The organism is Methylomicrobium album BG8 (assembly GCF_000214275.2).
Taxonomy (GTDB): Bacteria; Pseudomonadota; Gammaproteobacteria; order Methylococcales; family Methylomonadaceae; genus Methylomicrobium; species Methylomicrobium agile.
The window spans coordinates 1,665,305-1,683,776 of record NZ_CM001475.1; the positions used below are offsets into that span (position 1 = coordinate 1,665,305).

General features: G+C 57.2%; 14 protein-coding genes. 7 read left to right on the plus strand and 7 right to left on the minus strand.

The genetic code is table 11. The features are described from left to right. The first annotated feature begins 851 nt into the window (after window positions 1–851). From METAL_RS07210 to METAL_RS07225, 4 genes are all read left to right on the plus strand, one after another. Window positions 852–2,219: a TolC family protein gene (locus METAL_RS07210; RefSeq protein ID WP_245549488.1), complete on the plus strand. Its 1,368-nt coding sequence runs from the start codon at window positions 852–854 to the stop codon at window positions 2,217–2,219. Further along, entirely contained in the window at window positions 2,216–3,388 is a 1,173-nt protein-coding gene (locus METAL_RS07215; protein WP_005370994.1) for an efflux RND transporter periplasmic adaptor subunit, read from the plus strand. The genes METAL_RS07210 and METAL_RS07215 overlap by 4 nt, the downstream gene beginning before the upstream one ends. After that, window positions 3,385–6,495, plus strand: coding sequence for an efflux RND transporter permease subunit (locus tag METAL_RS07220; RefSeq protein ID WP_005370995.1), 3,111 nt, complete (start codon window positions 3,385–3,387; stop codon window positions 6,493–6,495). The genes METAL_RS07215 and METAL_RS07220 overlap by 4 nt, the downstream gene beginning before the upstream one ends. A 541-nt stretch (window positions 6,496–7,036) precedes the next feature. Continuing rightward, complete coding sequence (locus METAL_RS07225) at window positions 7,037–8,356, plus strand: hemolysin family protein (RefSeq protein WP_005370997.1); 1,320 nt, start codon at window positions 7,037–7,039, stop codon at window positions 8,354–8,356. On the opposite strand, the gene METAL_RS07230 is transcribed toward METAL_RS07225, so the two are convergent. Continuing rightward, entirely contained in the window at window positions 8,350–9,525 is a 1,176-nt protein-coding gene (locus tag METAL_RS07230) for a lytic transglycosylase domain-containing protein (protein ID WP_005370999.1), read from the minus strand. The two genes, METAL_RS07225 and METAL_RS07230, sit on opposite strands and share 7 nt — an antisense overlap. Further along, on the minus strand, window positions 9,522–10,208 hold the full coding sequence (locus tag METAL_RS07235; RefSeq protein ID WP_005371001.1) for a histidinol-phosphatase: 687 nt from the start codon (window positions 10,206–10,208) through the stop codon (window positions 9,522–9,524). Before METAL_RS07235 ends, METAL_RS07230 begins: the two co-directional genes overlap by 4 nt. A 152-nt stretch (window positions 10,209–10,360) precedes the next feature. On the opposite strand from METAL_RS07235, the gene METAL_RS07240 reads away from it, so the two are divergent. After that, window positions 10,361–10,942, plus strand: coding sequence for an RNA pyrophosphohydrolase (locus tag METAL_RS07240; RefSeq protein WP_005371003.1), 582 nt, complete (start codon window positions 10,361–10,363; stop codon window positions 10,940–10,942). A gap of 45 nt (window positions 10,943–10,987) precedes the next feature. Here the strand turns inward: METAL_RS07240 and cpdA are convergent, their stop codons facing one another. The 5 genes from cpdA to METAL_RS07265 all read right to left on the minus strand — a co-directional run bounded on the left by cpdA (window position 10,988) and on the right by METAL_RS07265 (window position 16,119). Further along, window positions 10,988–11,761, minus strand: coding sequence for a 3',5'-cyclic-AMP phosphodiesterase (gene cpdA, locus METAL_RS07245; protein ID WP_005371004.1), 774 nt, complete (start codon window positions 11,759–11,761; stop codon window positions 10,988–10,990). 9 nt (window positions 11,762–11,770) lie between these two features. After that, window positions 11,771–13,087 (minus strand): amino-acid N-acetyltransferase, encoded by a 1,317-nt coding sequence (gene argA, locus METAL_RS07250; protein WP_005371005.1) that lies wholly within the window; start codon window positions 13,085–13,087, stop codon window positions 11,771–11,773. A gap of 228 nt (window positions 13,088–13,315) precedes the next feature. Then, window positions 13,316–13,993 carry a TIGR04211 family SH3 domain-containing protein gene (locus METAL_RS07255; RefSeq protein WP_005371006.1) on the minus strand — a complete coding sequence of 226 codons (678 nt, stop codon included), beginning with the start codon at window positions 13,991–13,993 and terminating at the stop codon, window positions 13,316–13,318. Window positions 13,994–14,032: 39 nt separating this feature from the next. Next, entirely contained in the window at window positions 14,033–14,935 is a 903-nt protein-coding gene (gene argF, locus METAL_RS07260) for an ornithine carbamoyltransferase (RefSeq protein ID WP_005371007.1), read from the minus strand. Beyond that, the gene (locus METAL_RS07265) at window positions 14,932–16,119 is read right to left on the minus strand and encodes an acetylornithine transaminase (RefSeq protein ID WP_005371008.1); all 1,188 of its coding nucleotides are present in this window, start codon (window positions 16,117–16,119) and stop codon (window positions 14,932–14,934) included. The genes argF and METAL_RS07265 overlap by 4 nt, the downstream gene beginning before the upstream one ends. A gap of 172 nt (window positions 16,120–16,291) precedes the next feature. On the opposite strand from METAL_RS07265, the gene grxD reads away from it, so the two are divergent. Together grxD and METAL_RS19880 are read left to right on the plus strand one after the other, a co-directional pair. Continuing rightward, entirely contained in the window at window positions 16,292–16,615 is a 324-nt protein-coding gene (grxD, locus tag METAL_RS07270; protein ID WP_005371009.1) for a Grx4 family monothiol glutaredoxin, read from the plus strand. 233 nt (window positions 16,616–16,848) lie between these two features. Continuing rightward, a complete protein-coding gene (locus tag METAL_RS19880) occupies window positions 16,849–18,414 on the plus strand; it encodes a hypothetical protein (protein ID WP_005371010.1) in 1,566 nt (521 codons plus the stop codon). Window positions 18,415–18,472 lie beyond the last annotated feature (58 nt).

The window sequence follows — 18,472 nt, forward strand, 5'->3', positions numbered from 1 at the left end:
TTTTTTCGAATTCATGGTTTTTTCAAACCATTGTCCTTTGATGAATATCTTCTAAGATTTGTGTAAATAACTGTTTTTAAAAGGTATATTATGCAAATGGTTTCTGGCATTAGAATTGCTTACGTTTTAGGTTTATACAGAGCTCCGCCCGAATCTTCGAATTTTAATCGACCTTGGTTATGCGCATACCCTGAGCGGGACACGGTTGATAACCCCGTTTCCCACGTTTGAAGACCTATCGCCAGCATAAAATCATCGTCTGTGTTCGCGCGATTCCAAACGTTACGAACGGGATAAATATCCCGTCCGGCATCGGTATCTTAGCAGGTTCAGCCCCGTAGGGTACGCTGTGCGTACCTTTCGACATTGACGGTACGCACTCGGCAATTGCTCCTGCATTGCTCTTGATCGCGTGTTCCCGACGCGATCTACCTTCCCCATCCCTGGGGTCGTACCTCCTGCATCCCTGCAGTCGAGCGTACCTTACGGGGCTGGCTGGACTTAACGGCAGGGCGCCCTTCAGACGGTGAGGACTTCCCTATTCGCGATATGAAAATGCTCTAGTGTCGGCAGGACTCGGCGGGGCCGAGGTCAGTGATCGAAGGGGATCCGCGCCAAGTTTGCGCGATGCGTTATAATAGCGAATCGAAAAAAATAATTGCGCCAAATTTTATTCGAACTGCCGAAACCTGGAATTATCTTCTATAGTCCTTTCTTGAGATTCATGGAGTTTGCCGATGTTTGAACCCTATCCGTTCCGTTAACAAAATAGAATTGACAACATGCGTATAAGCACCCGCATGCATTTGAAGAGTAAGCGTTTTTCTTCTGCAATTTCCGCGCTGATTGTGATGAATGGGTGTACTCCGCCCGCGTATCAGCCCCTCCTGCCGCCGGCCTACATGCAGGATTTGAAGGAGACTGCTGACGATTCGGTCTCCATTCCTGAAGCCGAAGCGTTACCTCTCAAGGATGAAAAGCCCTCTTCGCCGCAAATCGAGGCGAAGGAATTCAATTTAAATCAAGTCATTCAAACCGCCTTAAAGGCCGATCCGGTCATTCAGTCGGCCTTTGAGAATATTCATCAGGCGGAAGCGGACCTGATCACGGCCGGGCTTTTGCCGAATCCCGACGTGTCGGTGAGCGGCTCCCTGATGCCTTTGGATCGGACGTTTACCGTGGACCGGCAGGGCGGTCCGCCGCAATTCGATGCCGGGATTTCGATGCCGATCGACTGGTTTTTATTCGGCAAGCGTGCCGCCGCGATAGTTTCCGGCCGGCACGGCGTGGATATTGCGGCGGCGGATTTCGCCAATACGGTCAGGCTTCGGATCGCTTCGGCGATTTCCGCCTTTTATACCGTGCTTGAAGCGCAGGCCATGCTGGAGCTGGCGCAGGAAAACAATGCCAATCTGACCCGAGTCGAGCGGATTATTCTAAATCGCGTGGCCTTGGGAGGCGTCGGCACGATAGAGGCGGATAGGATTCGCCTGTCCATCTTCAGCAGCCACCGTGATGTCCATGCGCGGGAACTTGAGCTGAATGCGGCGCAGAATCAATTGCGCGCCTTGCTCGGCATTGCCGGAAATGTGCAGGTTGCGGTTAAAGGCAGTCTGGATGTGGCCGATCCCGCTATGCCGATCGAAATTGAAAAGGCTTTCGAGCTGGCGGAGGAAAACCGGCCCGATCTTTTGTCTCTGCAACGCCAGCTCGACAAGGCGAATGCCGATATTGCCTTGCAGGAACGCAACGCCTATCCGCAAGTCGTGCCGAAAATCGGTTATACCCGCCAGTTTCAGCAGCAGGCCATCGGTTATCCGGATGCCAATTCCTGGGGAGCCGGTGTCGACATCGTCGTGCCGCTTTTCGACCGCAATCAGGGCAATATTGCCAAGGCGCGCTCGGTATTGATCCAGTCCAGAGCCAATCTGCAAGCGCAGTTGACTGCGTTGCGCAGCGAAATCGATCAGGCGGTCAGGGCGTTTGCCTCCGCTCACCAAGTTTTGATCAACGATGACCCCGGCCAGTTGGATGCGGCCAGAAATGTGCGCGACAAAATCAACCAGGCGTATGAATTGGGCGGCAAGACGCTGATCGAGGTATTGGATGCCCAGCGAATCTACCTTGAGACCTACCGTCTGCATATCACCAGCCGTTCCAGTTACTGGCATTCGCTTTCTCAACTCAATGCTGCCGTCGGCAAAGAAATCTTGCAATGAACCATCCTTTTTTACCCCGTTTCGGCAGGCGTGTGTTTTTTTACGGTTGCTGCATCGTCATCGCCGCGGCCTTTTTGTTGATGATGGCTTCCGGGCGTCCCGGCCATGCCGATCAGAACGCCGCCGACAACACGGCGGTAGTAAAGCTGGCCGGTCCTAGGACCGTTGCCGTCAGGGCGGGCAGCCTTCTCGAACAAAAGCTGGATATTTCGACCGTTCCGAAGGATCAGATCACCACCCCGCTGTTGCTGGCGACGGGTTCCGTCGTCGCCCATTTGGCACCGGGCTCCAACCCGAGCGAAGACCGCTGGCAGTTCAACAGCATCGAGCTTTCGGGAGTCTATGCGGACTGGCAGCGCGCACGGGCGGAAAAGGAATTCAATATCAAACGGCTGGAAAAGATCCGCGAATTGACCGCCGCACAGACTCAGTCACAAAAACTGGTGGTGGACCGTTTACGCAAACTGGTCGCGACCGGCACCGAAGCGATCCGCGATCTGACTGCCGCGGAGGCGAATCTGTTGCAAGTGCAACTGGAAGGCCAGAAGGCAGTCTACGAGGCCGAGACCGCGTTGACGGTCGCGACGCGCAACCGCGCGGCGCTGGAAAGAACTTTGCTGCAGGACGGCGTCGATCCTTCGTTGCTGGAAAACGCCGCTTCCGGCACGTCGTTGATCAAGGCGGATGTTCCGGAATTGAAGATCAATTTGGTTGCGGTGGGGCAGGCCTGCGTGACCAAATTTTATGGCTTGCCGGGACAGTCCTTCATCGGCAAAGTCAAGAGTCTGGCTCCGGCTTTGTCGGCGGAACAGCATACTTTGCGGGTGTTCTTCGAGCTGCCGGATCCGGATAATAAATTCAAGCCGGGCATGTACGCGGAAATCGGCCTCGGCACCGATCCCCGGATGGCGGTTCTGGTGCCGTCGGATGCGGTTTTGCACAGCCGGAACGCCGATTTTGTGTTCATAGGCGCTGGTCCGGGATTATGGAAAATCACTGAAGTTCAGGTCGGGGAAAGCATCGGCGACCGGGTCGAAATTCTGCAGGGCCTGCAGGGCGGCGAAAAAATCATCGGCAATGGCGCGATCCTGTTGAAACCGATGCTGGTGCAGGCGTTGCTGAATGAGGATATTGCCAAGGAAATGCAGCCCGAGGGTGTGAAGGAATGATCCCGCGCCTGTTGAACAATGCGATGCACCATCGCCTGATCGTGCTGGGCATCGCGGTGATTATTACGCTATTGGGGCTGTGGTCTTTTTCCAGGATGCAGATCGATGCCTATCCCGACATCTCGGCGCAAATGGTGCAGGTAATCACGACCTATCCGGGAAGGGCGCCCGAAGAGGTCGAACGCCAGGTCACGGTGCCGATCGAAATTCAGATGCGTAACGTGCCGCGCGTCGATACGATCCGTTCGCGCACCATCTTCGGTTTGTCGGTCGTGCAGTTGATTTTCGAAGAGGGCGTCGAGGGGTATTGGGCCAGGCAGCGGGTCCAGGAAAAGCTGACCGGCCTCGATTTGCCCGACGGCGCCTCGGCCGAATTAGGGCCCTTGGCGACCGCTTACGGCGAAATCCTGCGTTATGAGCTGATTTCGGACGGGCGCTACGATCTGATCGAACTGCGTTCGATCAATGACTGGATCGTGATACCGCATTTATTGCGCGCTTCCGGCGTCGCCGACGTGAGTAATTTCGGCGGTTACGAAAAACAGTACGCCGTGCTGATGAATCCTGCGCAATTGCAGCGTTTCGGCCTGTCTTTGAGCGATGTGGTCGAGGCGATCCGGACCAACAACGAAAGCGCCGGCGGCAGCGTGCTGTCGCGCGGCAGCATGTCTTTCGTCATCAGAGGACGCGGCGCGCTGCAAAGCGTCGAGGAAATCGGCAATATCTTCATTAAATCGCATGGCGGTACGCCGATCTATGTGCGCGACGTTGCCGATGTCGAGATCGATTCGAAAGTGCCTTCCGGGATTCTCAGCAAAAACCGCAACGATGCGACGATCGAAGGCATTGTGCTGATGCGGCGGGGCGAAAACCCTTCGACCGTGCTGAACCACGTCAAGGACGTCATTACAGTGCTGAACCAGGTCGATCTGCCGCAGGGCGTGCAGGTGGTGCCATTCTATGACCGTTCGATGCTGGTCGACAGCACCCTGCATACGGTCAGCCACAGCGTCTTGCTCGGTATTTCGCTGGTGACGGTGGTGCTGCTGTTTTTTCTGGGACGCCCCTCCCTGGCCCTGCTCGTCGCCTTGACGATTCCGTTTTCGCTGTTGTTCGCGCTGGTGCTGATGAATGCGATGGGCATTCCTATCGGCCTGCTCTCGATCGGGGCGATCGACTTCGGCATCATCGTCGACGGCGCAGTGATCATGGCGGAAAATATCGCCCATCGCATGCACGAGGCGACGCTGCAACAAAGCCGGACCGGCGCCGCCAAAACGGTGCTCGATGCGTCTCTGGAGGTCGAACGCCCGGTCTTTTTTTCGATCCTGATGATTGTCGGCGCCTTTTTACCGTTGCTGACATTGACGCACATCGAAGGCTTGCTGTTCCGGCCGATGGCGTTGACGATACTGTTCGCGCTGTTCGGCGCGATGCTGTTTGCGCTGTTCGTGGTGCCGGTTCTGGCCAGTTATCTGTTTCGACACGGTTACCGGGATTGGGAAAATCCGCTGCTGAGGTGGCTTTATCCGCGCTACTCCATGCTGCTCGAGACCTTGATGCGCCGCCGCTGGCCTACCGTAATGGCCGCCGCAATCGTGCTGGTGGTCAGTTTGGTGTCCGTCGTGCCGCGCCTCGGCACCGAATTTCTGCCTTACATGGACGAGGGCGTCGCTTGGGTGCGGGCGAATTTTCCGGAAGGCACAGCCTTGCAGCAGACGTCCAAATTCGGGCAGCGGCTGCGGCAGATTGCGCTCGAATTTCCCGATATCGATTTCATCGTCGTGCAGGCGGGACGGAGCGACAGCGGCACCGATCCTTTTCCGCCCAGCCGGATAGAGATGCTGATCAGCCCCAAGCCGCGCGATCAGTGGGTACAGTTTTCAAGAAAGCAGGAACTCCTGGTCGCGCTGGGAAACCGCTTTCGCGCCGAGTTTCCGACCACGCGCTTTAACTTTACCCAGCCTATCATCGACAGCGTGACCGAGGATGCGAACGGCACCTCGGCGAATCTGGCGGTGGAGTTCTCAGGCGCCGATTCGGATGTGCTGTTGCGCCTCGCCCAAAAAACCAAGGAGTTGCTGGCGAGGGTGCCGGGGGCGGAGGACGTCAGCATCGAACAGGAAGGTCCTCAGCCGCAATTGGTGATCAAACCGGATCGTTTCCTGTGCGCGCGCTACAATGTCAGCATCGAGGATGTGAATCGGCTCATCGACGTTGCGGTCGGCGGTTCGCCGATCGGCCATTTATTCGAAGGGGAACGGCGCATCGACATCGTTGCCCGCTTTGCCAAAGAATACCTGAGCTCGCCCGCCGCGATAGGGCGGCTGCCGGTCTACAATACCGAGGGCATACCGATTCCTTTGGCGCAGGTCGCGCATATCGATATCGTCGATGGGCAGACGATCATTGCGCGCGGAGACGGCCGCCGCCGATTGACGGTGCGCACCGATATCGTGAACCGCGATCAGGGCGGTTTCGTGGCGGAAGCCAAAAATCTTTTCGCGAAAGAAATTACCGTTCCGAGTGGTTACCGGGCGGCCTGGCTGGGCATGTTCGAAAATCTGGAACGCGCCGCGCAACATTTCACCATTCTGGTGCCGATGAGCATCGGCGTGATCTTTATGTTGCTGCTGGCGACTTTCGGTTCGCTGCGCGCGGCGCTGATCCTGCTGTTCGCGATTCCTTTTGCGTTTGTCGGCGGCGTAATGGCGCTGTATCTGCGCGACATGCATTTGAACGTGTCTTCGGGGGTCGGATTCGCGGCGGTTTTCGGCGTGTCGATCATGAATGGGGTGCTGATCGTCCGTACGATCACCGAATTGCGCATGAACGGTGCCGCGCTCGAAGCCGCGATCATTCAGGGCTCGGTGCGTTGCGTCCGGCCGATTCTGATTGCCTCGCTGGTCGCGATTCTGGGGCTGGTGCCCGCCTCGCTGGCGACCGGCCTGGGGTCGGATGTCCAGCGGCCTTTGGCGACCGTCATTGTGTGGGGACTGTTCAGCGCCACGGTGATGACCGTGCTGCTGGTGCCGGTGCTCTATCGCTTGTTCGAGCCGCCGATCAATTTGCCGACAAAGGAAGAGCTCGAATTGGATAAGGACTGATTCCATTTTGATTCAAAGCTCGCTGGATAGAGCGGAACGCATTGCTCCATCTTCGCGCCGGAGCCGGAAGAGCGTACATAACCTGAACTTGGGATAAACCTTTGGTCTGAGCAGGGCAATCGCGCTATGTTGAAACTTCCGCCGGACTGAGTGGGACGGGGTTTATCACCCTGTCCCCGCTGTTTGAAAATTCTCCGCCAACACCAAATCATCTTTCCTATCCATCCCGCTTTAAATGTTACGGACGGGATAAATATCCCGTCCGGCACCCGTATCTTACGGGTTCAGCTCCCGTAGGGTACGCTGTGCGTACCTTTCGACATTGATGGTACGCACAGCGTACCCTATGGGGCTGGCTGGACTTAACGGCATGGCACCCCTCAGGCGGTGAGCATTTCCCTACACGCGATATGAAAATGCTTTAGTGCCGGCAGGCTTCGATGGGACTCGATTTCAAGCGCCTTCGAGCTGAATACGCGCCGTTCGTGTAAAATCCGTGCTTTAAATACTTGAACCGTACCTGACGAGGCTGGCGGCCGGCATGATGGACATTGCGCTTATTGTCATTTTGATTCTGATAAACGGCCTGTTCGCCATGTCGGAAATGGCGTTGGTTTCTTCCGGCAAAGCGAGGCTGCAGAAATTGGCGGACGAGCATCGGCCCGGCGCCCAAGCCGCCTTGAAGCTTCATCAGGAACCTTCGCGGTTTTTATCGACCGTCCAGGTCGGGATCACCTCGGTAGGCATTCTGAGCGGAGCGGTAGGTGAGGGTGCACTGGCCGAGCCGCTGGCCGTCCAGTTTCGGCAAGTAGCATATCTTGCGCCTTATGCGGAAAATCTGGCTTTAGCGGCAACGGTCGTCTCGATCACTTATTTTTCGGTCGTGGTGGGCGAACTGGTGCCCAAACGCCTGGCATTGCTGCGTCCGGAAAGCATCGCCCGCGTGATGGCCGGGCCGATGAACGGCCTGGCCCTGGTCGCCGCGCCGTTGGTGTGGCTGCTGTCCGCTTCCAGCAACGTGCTGCTGCGCATGATCGGCGCCCATAAGCCCCGTAAGGTTACAGTGACCAACGAAGAAATCAAAATCCTGATGGACATCGGTTCGGAAGCGGGTGTGTTCCATGACCAGGAAGGGCAGCTGGTCTCGAATGTGCTGAAGCTCGACGAGCAGCGGGTCGGCGCCATCATGACGCCACGCAAGGATATTTTTATCGTCGATCTGGAGGATGACGAGCGGGCGGTCAAACGCCTGATTGCCGACTGTCCTTATGCGAAGGCCGTGGTCTGCCGTGGCGGCGTTGAAAACATATTGGGCATTCTGCACCGCAGCGATTTGTTGAAAATCCTGATGGACGGGGGCGAATTCGATGTTGGGCCTGTGCTGCGCGCGCCCCTGTATGTGCCGGATTCGTTGATGCTGCCCGAGCTTCTGGAGTTTTTCAGGGAAATGCACGACGAGTTTGCGCTGATCGTGAATGAATACGGCGAACTGGAAGGTCTGGTTACCTTGAGCGATGTATTGAAAGCGATCGTGGGCGATTTGCCGAGCCCGGAAGCTGAATTCGATCCCGACATCGTACGGCGCGATGACGGTTCCTGGCTGGTGGACGGCAGCGTCTCGATCGTCCGGCTGAAATCGGCGATCGGCATGACGGGGCCGTTTCCCGGCGAGGCGGTAACGGCGTTCAATACTGTCGGCGGATTCATTCTGTTCTATCTGGAAAAAATACCCCATGTGGCGGATCACTTCGTTTACGACGGCTGGTATTTCGAAGTGGTCGATGTGGACGGCACGCGAATCGACAAAGTTCTGGTTGCAAATGAGAAGGCCGATCTCAAAAACAAGAGGCCGGCTCAATAAAAATTGCCGTGCAGGCCCGGTATGCCGATATTCTGAATGTGAACCGCATTGCGGCCTTCTTCGTAGGCCAGCAGTCTGCCTTCCTCGCGCCAGAGCCGGAAAGCCAGCGCGTAGGATAATACCCGCACCGGATAGCCGCGCGGCATTTCCTGCAGATAGGGCTGGATGGTCGTGAAGTCGGAAGCATGGTACTTGTCCATGATGAAGCGCAAACCGCCGTTGGCCGGGCCGATGTTGTAGGCCAGAAGGCCCAGGAACAGGTCGCCGTTCATTTCGTTCAGGTAGTGTTTGAACGTTGCGGCGGCAATGAAGGCGTTGTGCTTCGGGTTTTGCAGATCCAGTCTGTCGACCTCCAGTTGCTCGGCGGCTTCGCGGGCGATCGTTTTCGGCACCTGGGTGATTTGGAACAGGCCACGGCCGCCGTCCGCGCTGTCCCGCGGCATGAACGAAGACTCGGCAGCCGCGATTCCGTGCAGGATATTCGCGTCGACGTCGAACGCTTCGGCCGCCGCCTCGATCGCGGGCTTGAAGGCCGCGGCCCGGTCCAGCATTTTTTGCATCGCTTTGGTGCCGTAACGCCGGTATGCCGCATAGACCTGATGCGCCAGCGTCACCCGCCCGGCTTCCACCTTGCCGCCGACCAGCGTTCTGAAATGTCTGTAAGCCAGCGCGAAATTATCCTGCACGCTGATCCAGCCGATCACGACGGCAAGGCCTGCGGCAACCGCCGGCGCCAGGATCTCGGCTTTCTGATGCAGCGATTGGCGCAGCCGCCACCAGCCGAGCAGGAAAAATGCCGCCAGCAGGACCAGCAGCAAGATGCCGAACGCGAACGGCAGCAGGTTGGCGAAAAAGCCGGTGCCGGTGAAGTGCGCGGCGGAATAGCCGAGCAGCACGATGATGGCCGAAATCGCGACTCCGATGAGGCTGATCACTTCGATTGTAAGCAGGGCCAGCTTGCGCTGCAGATAACCGGGAGGCGGCGTTTTTTTCTTCTTTTTGGTGGTTGATTTTGAGGCGGCTGGCGATTTCGAGGCGCCTTTTCTGCGTGGTGCCGATGGCGATGGATTGCGTGTCCGGGCAGGTTTCGGCGGCTTTGCCCCGGCCGTGTCGGCCGTTTCCGTTTCGGGAAGTCGCTCCTGCTTTTCCATCGCGCGGCTGTCGGTCATTTATGCAAATGATTGTCCGGACAGACGCCGTTGCGCAGGCTGATGATCGGCCAGTTCGCCGATTCGGCGTGCTGCTTCAATGTCGCGTCGGGATCGACCGCGACCGGATTTTCGACCCTGCTTAAGAGAGGCAGGTCGTTGTGCGAATCGCTGTAAAACCAACTGTTTTTTAATGTCTCGTTCGAATCTTGCAGCCAGTTTTCGAGATAGGCGACCTTCCCCTCCCGGAAGCAGGGCAGGCCGATGAAACCGCCGGTGTAACGTCCTTCCTTGAATTCGGGCGTAGTCGCGAGCAGGTTTTCGATCCCGAACAGCTTCACGATCGGTTCGGTCACGAAGCGGTTGGTGGCGGTAATCACCAGCAGCGTATCGCCGCGCTTTTTATGTTTGCCGACCAGTTCCAGAGCAGGCTGCAGCAGCAGCGGACGGATGACGTCCTCGACAAACTCGGCCCGCCATTGATGAAGTCGATCGGCGCTATGCAGAGAGAGGGGGCGCAGCGAAAATTGCAAAAATTCGACGATATTCAAGGTGCCGCGTTTGTAGTCGTCGTAAAACTTCACGTTCGCCTGCTCGTACTCGTCCTTGTCGACGATGCCGCGATCCACCAGAAACTGCCCCCATAGGTAATCGCTGTCGTCGGCTATCAGGGTATTGTCCAAATCGAAAATGGCTAAACTCACGGGTATCCTGTCCAGATTAAAAGGCTAGCTGCCTATGGAAACTCGGTTGATTTTATGGTTCAATGAGGTATTCATTATAACTGCCTTACCTGCCTCGTCATTTTATCATACGCGCGCCGGGGAAAAGGTGGGGTAAACAACAAGGTTTTAACATGATAGACTCGAAAGGATACCGGCCCAATGTCGGGATCATCCTTTGCAATGACGAGGGTCGCGTGTTTTGGGCAAAACGGATGGGGATGAATGCCTGGCAATTTCCTCAGGGCGGTATCAATCAAGACGAAGACCCCGAAACGGCGATGTATCGTGAATTGTGGGAAGAGACCGGGCTGCAGCAGCAGCATGTTCAGGTACTTGGGCGGACACGCTATTGGTTGCGTTATAAACTGCCCGAACGTTATATCCGTAAGAATACCGCGCCGATCTGCATCGGACAAAAGCAGATCTGGTTTATTCTGCGGCTGCTCACGCATGAATCGAACGTGCGTTTCGACCATTGCCCGAAACCGGAATTCGACAGCTGGCGCTGGGTGGATTACTGGGAACCGCTGAAAGATGTCGTTTATTTCAAGCGCAAGGTTTATCAGCGGGCGATGACCGAATTGAGCGAGATTCTGGCCATCGAAGGCTTGCCCGTCGATATGGCCGGCAAAACGGTTAAGGATCGGATGCCGCCTGCCAGGCTGAAAGGCAGCCGCCGGCCGAGACATAAAAAGGCCGCCGCCAGGGCATAACGGATTTCAGGCAAGAAGGCTGTCAATAAAGGTCTATTTGAGACCCTAAACCGCCGGTTTTTGGGGCAGGCGGTAAACGGCGGTTTCCAGGCTGCCATCGGGGTAAAGATAAACGATCCGATAACCGGGCCCGGCGTCGTCAAGGCTGAAAGCGAGGCTATCGGGTTCGAACTGAAAGCAGGTCGAAGGCGCGCTGAATACGCGTACCGCATCGGTCCGCTTGTCCATCACCTGATGAATATGGCCGCAGGTGACCGCCCTGACCTTCGGGTAACGGCGCAGTACCGCAAGAAATTCCCCGCTGTTGTCGATGATCATCGTATCCATCCAAAGGCTGCCGGTTTTCAGGCAGTGATGGTGCACCGCAATCAGCGCATACCGGTCCGGACAAGCGCGCAAGCAGTCTTCCAGAAACCGCAATTCCTGTTCATCGAGCCGTCCGCCCGGTTTACCCGGAATCAGGCTGCTCAAGGCAATGGTCTGCCAATTGCCGAGAAACGTTTGTTTATTGCAGCTGACCCGTCCCCTGTTCAAAGCGCTTTGCATCAGCGCCGGATCATCATGGTTTCCCGGCAGGCAGATGCAGGGAATTCCCGCGCTCTGCAGCTTTTCGGCGATGCGCCGGTAGCTGTCGAGGCAAGGTTCCTGCGTCAGGTCGCCCGTGGCCAGGATCAGGTCGATGTCAGGATGCGCCGCCAGCGCGTGTTCGAGCACCCGGTGAAAATAATATTCGGTGTCGATGCCGTACATCGTATCTCCCGGATGCGGGAGAAGATGCAGATCGGAAATTTGCAGGAGGGTATGCGCGTGCGCCGGCATGGCTGGATTTCAGTCGATTTTTTTATTCAGTATCTTGGAGTTCCGCTGCGGATTATAAAGGTTCTTCAGCGAATCCGGCAGGCTGGCCAGGTCCGATTGGCCAAATCCCCGCTCGATGAACCAGTGCATCGTTTGCGTCGACAAGGCGTAGATCCTTTTCAGGCCTGACTGCCTGGCTTTGGCATAGGCATGATCCAACAGCCGGCTGCCTCGCGAACCGCCCCGGTAGTCCGGGTGGACCGCGAGGCAGGCGATTACGCCGCTCCGGCTCGGTTCATCCCGATGCAGCGCGGTGCAGCCGATGATCAGCCCATCGCGTTCGACGACGATATAATCGGCGATTTCCATTTCGATTTTTTCGCGCGAACGTTTGGCTAGAATGCCTTGCTGTTCGAGCGGCTTGATCAGTTCCAGAATGCCGCCGATGTCGTTCAGCGTTGCGGACCGCAATTCTTCGAACGGCATCGCACTGATCAGCGTGCCGACACCGTTGCGGGTAAACAGTTCGAGCAGCAGGGCGCCGTCGGTCCTCCGATCGACCAGATGGACGCGGCCCACGCCCGCGTTCGAACACTGGATCGCGGCTTTCAGCGGCAGGGCGACAATATTCGGCAGCTCCGGATGCCGATCGAGGAAATCGCCCGCTTCGGCGGTGGTCATTTGCAGGATCTGCTGGCCGCTGCCGGGATCGCAAAAGCTTTGCTCGGTCAACAGGATCAGCTTTTCGGCTCTCAAGGCAATCGCGACCTGGGTGGCGACCTGTTCGGCGGACAGGTTGAACACCTCGCCGCTCGGCGAATAGCCGATCGGCGAGATCAGCACGACCGCGTCCTGGTCGAGCTGCCGTTCGATCGCCGCGCCGTCGATCCGCCGGACTTCGCCGGTATGGCCGTAATCGACGCCGCCGATCACGCCGATCGGTTTGGCGGTCACGAAATTGCCCGAAGCAACCCGAAGCCCGTATCCCGCCATCGGCGTGTTCGCGAGGCCCAAGGACAACAGCGCCTCGATCTCGACCCGTGCGGTGCCGGCCGCTTCCTTCACGCATTGCAGCGCCAGCTCGCTGGTAATCCGGAGATTGTTGTGGAATAGCGCGGGAGCGTCCAGTTTCTTCAGCCGCTCGTCGATCTGCGGACGAATCCCGTGCACCAGCACCAGCCGAATGCCGAGGCTCTTCAACAGCGCGAAATCGTGGACCAGATGGTCGAAGTCCGGGTCGAGCAGCGCCTCGCCGCCGAAATTGATCACGAAGGTTTTATTTCGGTGCGCGTGGATGTAGGGCGAGGAATCTCTGAACCAGTTGACGAAGGATTGGTTAGGTAGCATCAAAGGAAAGGATTGATCGAAAATGTGATTTTTGTAGGTTGGGTTAGGCGCCAGCCGTAACCCAACATTGCAGTCTTCGATGCGTTGGGTTACGGCTGGCGCCTAACCCAATCTACGTTCTTCGATCGCGGAAGCCATCATATTCGCCGTGTGCATGCAGCCGGGCATGTCTCTGTTCCGGGAAAAGTTGAAAAAGCAAAGAAGAACAGCGGGCGCCGGTGTTGACGGTTAATAAAAAGTATCCCAATTGCTCGATTTGCGCCGCCAGCTCAGCTTCGGCAGCACGAATCCCAGGATCATCCCGATCGAGGCGACCATGCCGCCATAGAGAAACCAGTCCTGCTCCGAGCGGTCCTTGAGTGCCGCATTTTCGCGTTCCAGCTGCTTGGCTTCTTTTTCGATCTGTACGTAGCGTTCCTCATAATTGTCGCGTTCGGCTTTGATCCGGATCGCATCGGCCGACGTTTTTTTCAGCTCGCTGAGTTCATGGATCAATTTATCGCGTTCCTTGGCCAGGGATTGTTCGAGCGTCGTGCCGGGCGTCAGGAATTGTTTCAGCTTGATCAGTTCGAGTTTCAGCGCCGCATTTTCGGATTTCAGCGCGGCGCTTTCACGGGTGGCCGATTCCAACTGCGTCCGGCTGGGCGGTTCTTTCATTGTGTTGCGGGTCAGAATATAACCCTCGGTGCCGTCTTCCAGCCGGACGCGGGAATAGCCGCTTTTCTTGCTGACTTCCAGCACGGTCAGGGGGGTGCCGGTTTCAAGCGAGCGCACCAGGGCGCCTTTGTTGCTTTCTTCGCTGCGCAAGGCGATGATGTGGGTGTCGGTCACATAGACCGTCTTGTTCGGCTCTGCCGCATGGACGGCGCCGACGACCAGCAGGGAAGCGATGAGTAGGCGTTTCACGATGGAATCTCTAGGGTATGAGGAAGTCCGATTTTAACGTTATTTACCCGGGATGAGAAATTCGAGCAGCGCTTTTTGGGCATGCAGGCGGTTTTCGGCTTCTTCGAAAACGACGCTCTGCGGTCCGTCGATCACCTCGGCGGCGACTTCTTCGCCGCGGTGCGCGGGCAGGCAGTGCATGAACAGCGCGTCGGGCCTGGCGGCGCGCATCACTTCGGCGGTGATCTGGTAATTCTTGAATGCCAGTTCCCGCAATTTTTGTTCCTCTTCCTGTCCCATGCTGGCCCAGACGTCCGTGACCAGAAGATCGGCGTTCCGGGCCGCCTCGATCGGGGCCGCGAAGAATTTCACATGATCGCCGGCCGCCTCGACGATCGCTTGATTCGGGCGGTAACCGTCCGGACAGGCGATATGCAGATGAAAATCGAGCAGCATCGCGGCATGAATATAGGAATGGCACATGTTGTTGCCGTCGCCGATCCACGCGACCGTCTTGCCCTTGATGTCGCCGCGCTTTTCAAAATAGGTCTGCATGTCGGCCAATAGCTGGCAGGGGTGCTGCTCGTCGGTCAGGCCGTTGATGACCGGCACGCGGGAGTTCAGTGCGAAGGTGGCCACCATCTCATGGCTATGGGTGCGCAGCATCACGCAATCGACCATGCTCGAAATCACTTTCGCGCTGTCTTCGATCGGTTCGCCGCGGCCCAACTGGGTATCCCTGGGCGAAAGAAACATCGAACTGCCTCCGAATTGCGCCATGCCGGCTTCGAACGAGACGCGCGTGCGGGTCGAAGATTTCTCGAAGATCATCGCGAGCACCTTGCCTTTGAACGGATAATAATTCCGGTCGCGATGTTTTTTCAGTTCGATGGCCCGGCTGATCAGTTTCCGGAACTCGTAGCCGGTAATGTCGAGCAGGCTGATGAAATGTCTGACTTTCATAGGGTTACATCTTGTGCTGTGTAGTCTTTGACGAGACCGGATAAAATGGCGACGAGCAATTCGATCTGGGCCTCGTCGAAGATCAACGGCGGCAGCAGGCGGATCGTCTTTTCGTTCGTTACGTTGATCAGCAGGCCTCTCTCCAGGGCGGCGGAAACCAGACCGCCGCACGGGCGATCCAGCTCGATGCCGATCATCATGCCTTTGTGGCGAATGTCGACGACGCCCGGCATGCCGTCCAGGCTTTCGCTGAATGCTGCCTGGATCGCCCGGCCGTGGCGTTCCGCCTGGTCGGCCAGCTTTTCCTGTTCCAGCGTGTCGAGCACGGCCAGGGCCGCGCTGCAGGCGAGCAGATTGCCGCCGAAAGTCGAGCCGTGGTTGCCTGCGGTGAGGACCTCCGCCGCTTTGCCGTGCGCCAGGCAGGCGCCGATCGGCACGCCGTTGCCGAGCGCTTTCGCAAGCGTGACGACATCGGGCAGTATCCTGTTGTGCTGGAAGGCGAGGAATTTGCCGGTGCGGCCGATGCCGGTCTGGATCTCGTCCAGCATCATCAGCAGGTTATGTCGATCGCAAAGGGCGCGGATCCGGTTCAGATAGTCCGCAGACGGCACATTCACGCCGCCTTCGCCCTGCACCGGTTCGACCAGCACCGCGACCACGCCGCTGTGTTCGGCCAGCGCCCGTTCGAGCGCGGGCACGTCGTTGTAAGGCACGCGGATAAAGCCTTCGACCAGCGGTTCGAAGCCCTGCTGGACCTTCGGATTGCCGGTCGCGCTCAGGGTGGCCAGCGTGCGCCCGTGGAAACTTTTTTCCATCACGATGATCCGAGGAATATCGATGCCCAGGCCATGGCCGTATTTGCGCGCGATTTTGATCGCGGCTTCGTTCGCTTCGGCGCCGGAATTGCAGAAAAAGACATTGTCCATTCCGCTCAGGGCGGCAAGCTTGGCGGCGAGGTTTTCCTGAACGGCGATTTGATAGACGTTCGAAGTGTGCAGCAGGGTTTCGCTCTGTTTACAGATCGCGCGATGAACGGCCGGGTGCGCATGCCCCAGGCTGCAAACCGCGATGCCGGACAAGGCGTCCAGGTAGCGCTTGCCGTCGGTATCCCATAACCATGCGCCGGACCCGCGCACGAAGGTCACCGGCAGGTGCCCGTAAGTCGGCATGATGTGACTGTTCATTTCATTGACCTGTAAATGAAAAAACCGGCAGTAAACCCCAGCCGGCAGAAAAAAAGGTCCGATTATAAATTTCTATTGTGTATCAGGCAAGTAGAGGCTTAAAGATTTGCTTTTTTAATGAGTTTAAACTTGTTAGAATCAACCAATTTTCATTATCGAGTGTTAAAAAATCATGAGCGTTATCGAAAGAATTCAATCCCAACTGGAATCCAATCCTGTGATCTTGTATATGAAAGGTTCGCCCGATTTTCCGCAGTGCGGATTTTCAGGGCAGGCGGTGCACATTCTGGATGCCTGCAGCGCAAAATATGCCTATGTGAACATTTTCGAAGACCCCGAATTGCGCGAAGCGTTGAAAAGCTACTCCAACTGGCCGACTTATCCGCAGCTTTATATCGCCGGCGAACTGGTCGGCGGCTGCGACATCATGATCGATCTCTACCAAAAAGGCGAACTGGCTAAAATGTTGAGCGCAGCCAATTCGGTCGCCGAATAACCCGCCATCCATTATTTCTTTCCGAGTCTCGTCCCGCCGGTTCCGCGGAATCCGGGACGGCGCCGTCGTTTCCGGCTACGGCAATCGGGCCGGTCCGTTCAAACCCGAATGCGATAAGGCATCCGCCGCGACAGGATGCGTCCGTGATTTCGCCGCTCGTGGTCCCGGTTAGACAGTATCGACAATGCTTGTTAAGCTACAGCGCTTACACTTACACGACAGGGCGCAGGCGAATGCGAGAGCGGACAACTTTATGGCTGGGCGGTTTGACCGCGCTGTATCTGCTCTGGTTGACGTTCTGGGTCGTGTTGGGCGATCAGTCTTTCGGCCTGAATTTTTATAACTGGGATCAGGCTTCGGCAGCGGTGGCGGCGGCACTGGCCGCATTCCTTACTGCCCGGAAAACCGCGAGGCCTTATACGTTTTTTCTGGTTTTCCACGGCCTGAGCCTGATCATGATGAGTGTGTCCTGGATTACCTTCGATCCGGCGGACGTTCATCGGTCTTTCCATTTCAGCGGCGACCTGCCGTCCTATTCGAACATCAGCTACGGCGGATTCGTCTTCTTCGGCGTGTGCGCGTGGGGTTATCTGGTACTCGAACAATGGCGGAGCTATCCGCCGACGGCGCTGACCCAGGGCGTTTTTGCGCTGTTGTTCGCCGGTTTGTTCTTGATTCTGGCCAATTTCTACTATCCCCAATATTTGCCGCTGCTCGGCGAGGCAGCGGGCCGTCTGGATGCGGTGGTGTCGGGCTTCGAGTTCCTGATACTGGTTTCCGGCCTGATCGCGGTCCTGTTGAAACAATCGCCGGCGGTGAGCATGACGCTGGTGGCGACCGCCTTGCTGCTGGCAAGCGATCTGGCCTACAGCGACAACGATGTGCCGTACGGCATCGAGGCGGTCTGGATGTTCGGGCAATTATTGATGCTGGCCGCCCTGACCCAGTTTTCCGGCACGCCACAGAAAACCGAGAGCGGCCAGGAGCCGGGCAAGGGGCGATCCGGCCTTTCGGCGCTGCTGATATTGCTGTCGCTGGGCGGGCTGCTGCTGGCGGTCGCGGTGGGCTTTTTGCCGATTCATCGGGTCTGGAAGTCATTTTATGGGGTGTTGTTCGTGGTTGCGCTGGTCGTGATCGAGGTCTGGCTGACCGATCGTTTCGACGAGACGGTGAGATATCTGAAATCCCATACAAAACACCTCTTGCGGAACCGACTGACCGGGGAGGAGTGGCGCACGGCCGATACGCGCATCTCTGCGGCGCTGCAATCGACCGGTCTCGGGGCTTATCTCGACTTTCTGGATGCTTCCGCGCGCCGGCTGAAGAAGGATGTAATTTTTCTGGGGCCGGAAAAACTGTTTCCTGCGTCCGTAACGGATAATGACGGTTCGAGAACAAGAACGTGCTTCCTGGTGATGCCTTTCAGTTACGCTTGGTCTAGCGACGTCCACAAGCTTCTGGCGGATGCCTGCAAAGCGCTGTCGGTGCAGGCGGTGCGCGGCGATGACGTGTTCACGCCCACCGATATCCTGGTCGATATCTGGAGGAGCCTCAATATGGCCGATTTCGTGATCGCCGACATCACCGGCCGCAATCCGAACGTGCTCTATGAGCTCGGCATCGCGCACACGCTCGCCAAACCCGTGCTGATCATTTCCCGGAACGCCGGCGACATTCCGATCGATTTGAGCACCCGGCGCGTGATTCTCTACGGTCAGAACGAAGAAAACTGGCAAGCGGACCTGGAACTAAAAGTCACCCAGGCGATCTCCGAAATCGTTCGCGTTTACGGTTTGTAAAAAAGAACAGCCATGAAATCGCGCATTATCCCTGGGCAAGCATTTCTTGCCTTCCTGT

Excerpts from the sequence above, each read along its gene's own strand:
- METAL_RS07210 (WP_245549488.1), top strand. The coding sequence starts at position 852 with ATGAATGGGTGTACTCCGCCCGCGTATCAGCCCCTCCTGCCGCCGGCC.
- METAL_RS07215 (WP_005370994.1), top strand. The coding sequence starts at position 2,216 with ATGAACCATCCTTTTTTACCCCGTTTCGGCAGGCGTGTGTTTTTTTAC.
- METAL_RS07220 (WP_005370995.1), top strand. The coding sequence starts at position 3,385 with ATGATCCCGCGCCTGTTGAACAATGCGATGCACCATCGCCTGATCGTG.
- METAL_RS07225 (WP_005370997.1), top strand. The coding sequence starts at position 7,037 with ATGATGGACATTGCGCTTATTGTCATTTTGATTCTGATAAACGGCCTG.
- METAL_RS07230 (WP_005370999.1), bottom strand. The coding sequence starts at position 9,525 with ATGACCGACAGCCGCGCGATGGAAAAGCAGGAGCGACTTCCCGAAACG.
- METAL_RS07240 (WP_005371003.1), top strand. The coding sequence starts at position 10,361 with ATGATAGACTCGAAAGGATACCGGCCCAATGTCGGGATCATCCTTTGC.
- cpdA (WP_005371004.1), bottom strand. The coding sequence starts at position 11,761 with ATGCCGGCGCACGCGCATACCCTCCTGCAAATTTCCGATCTGCATCTT.
- argA (WP_005371005.1), bottom strand. The coding sequence starts at position 13,087 with ATGCTACCTAACCAATCCTTCGTCAACTGGTTCAGAGATTCCTCGCCC.
- argF (WP_005371007.1), bottom strand. The coding sequence starts at position 14,935 with ATGAAAGTCAGACATTTCATCAGCCTGCTCGACATTACCGGCTACGAG.
- METAL_RS07265 (WP_005371008.1), bottom strand. The coding sequence starts at position 16,119 with ATGAACAGTCACATCATGCCGACTTACGGGCACCTGCCGGTGACCTTC.
- grxD (WP_005371009.1), top strand. The coding sequence starts at position 16,292 with ATGAGCGTTATCGAAAGAATTCAATCCCAACTGGAATCCAATCCTGTG.
- METAL_RS19880 (WP_005371010.1), top strand. The coding sequence starts at position 16,849 with ATGCGAGAGCGGACAACTTTATGGCTGGGCGGTTTGACCGCGCTGTAT.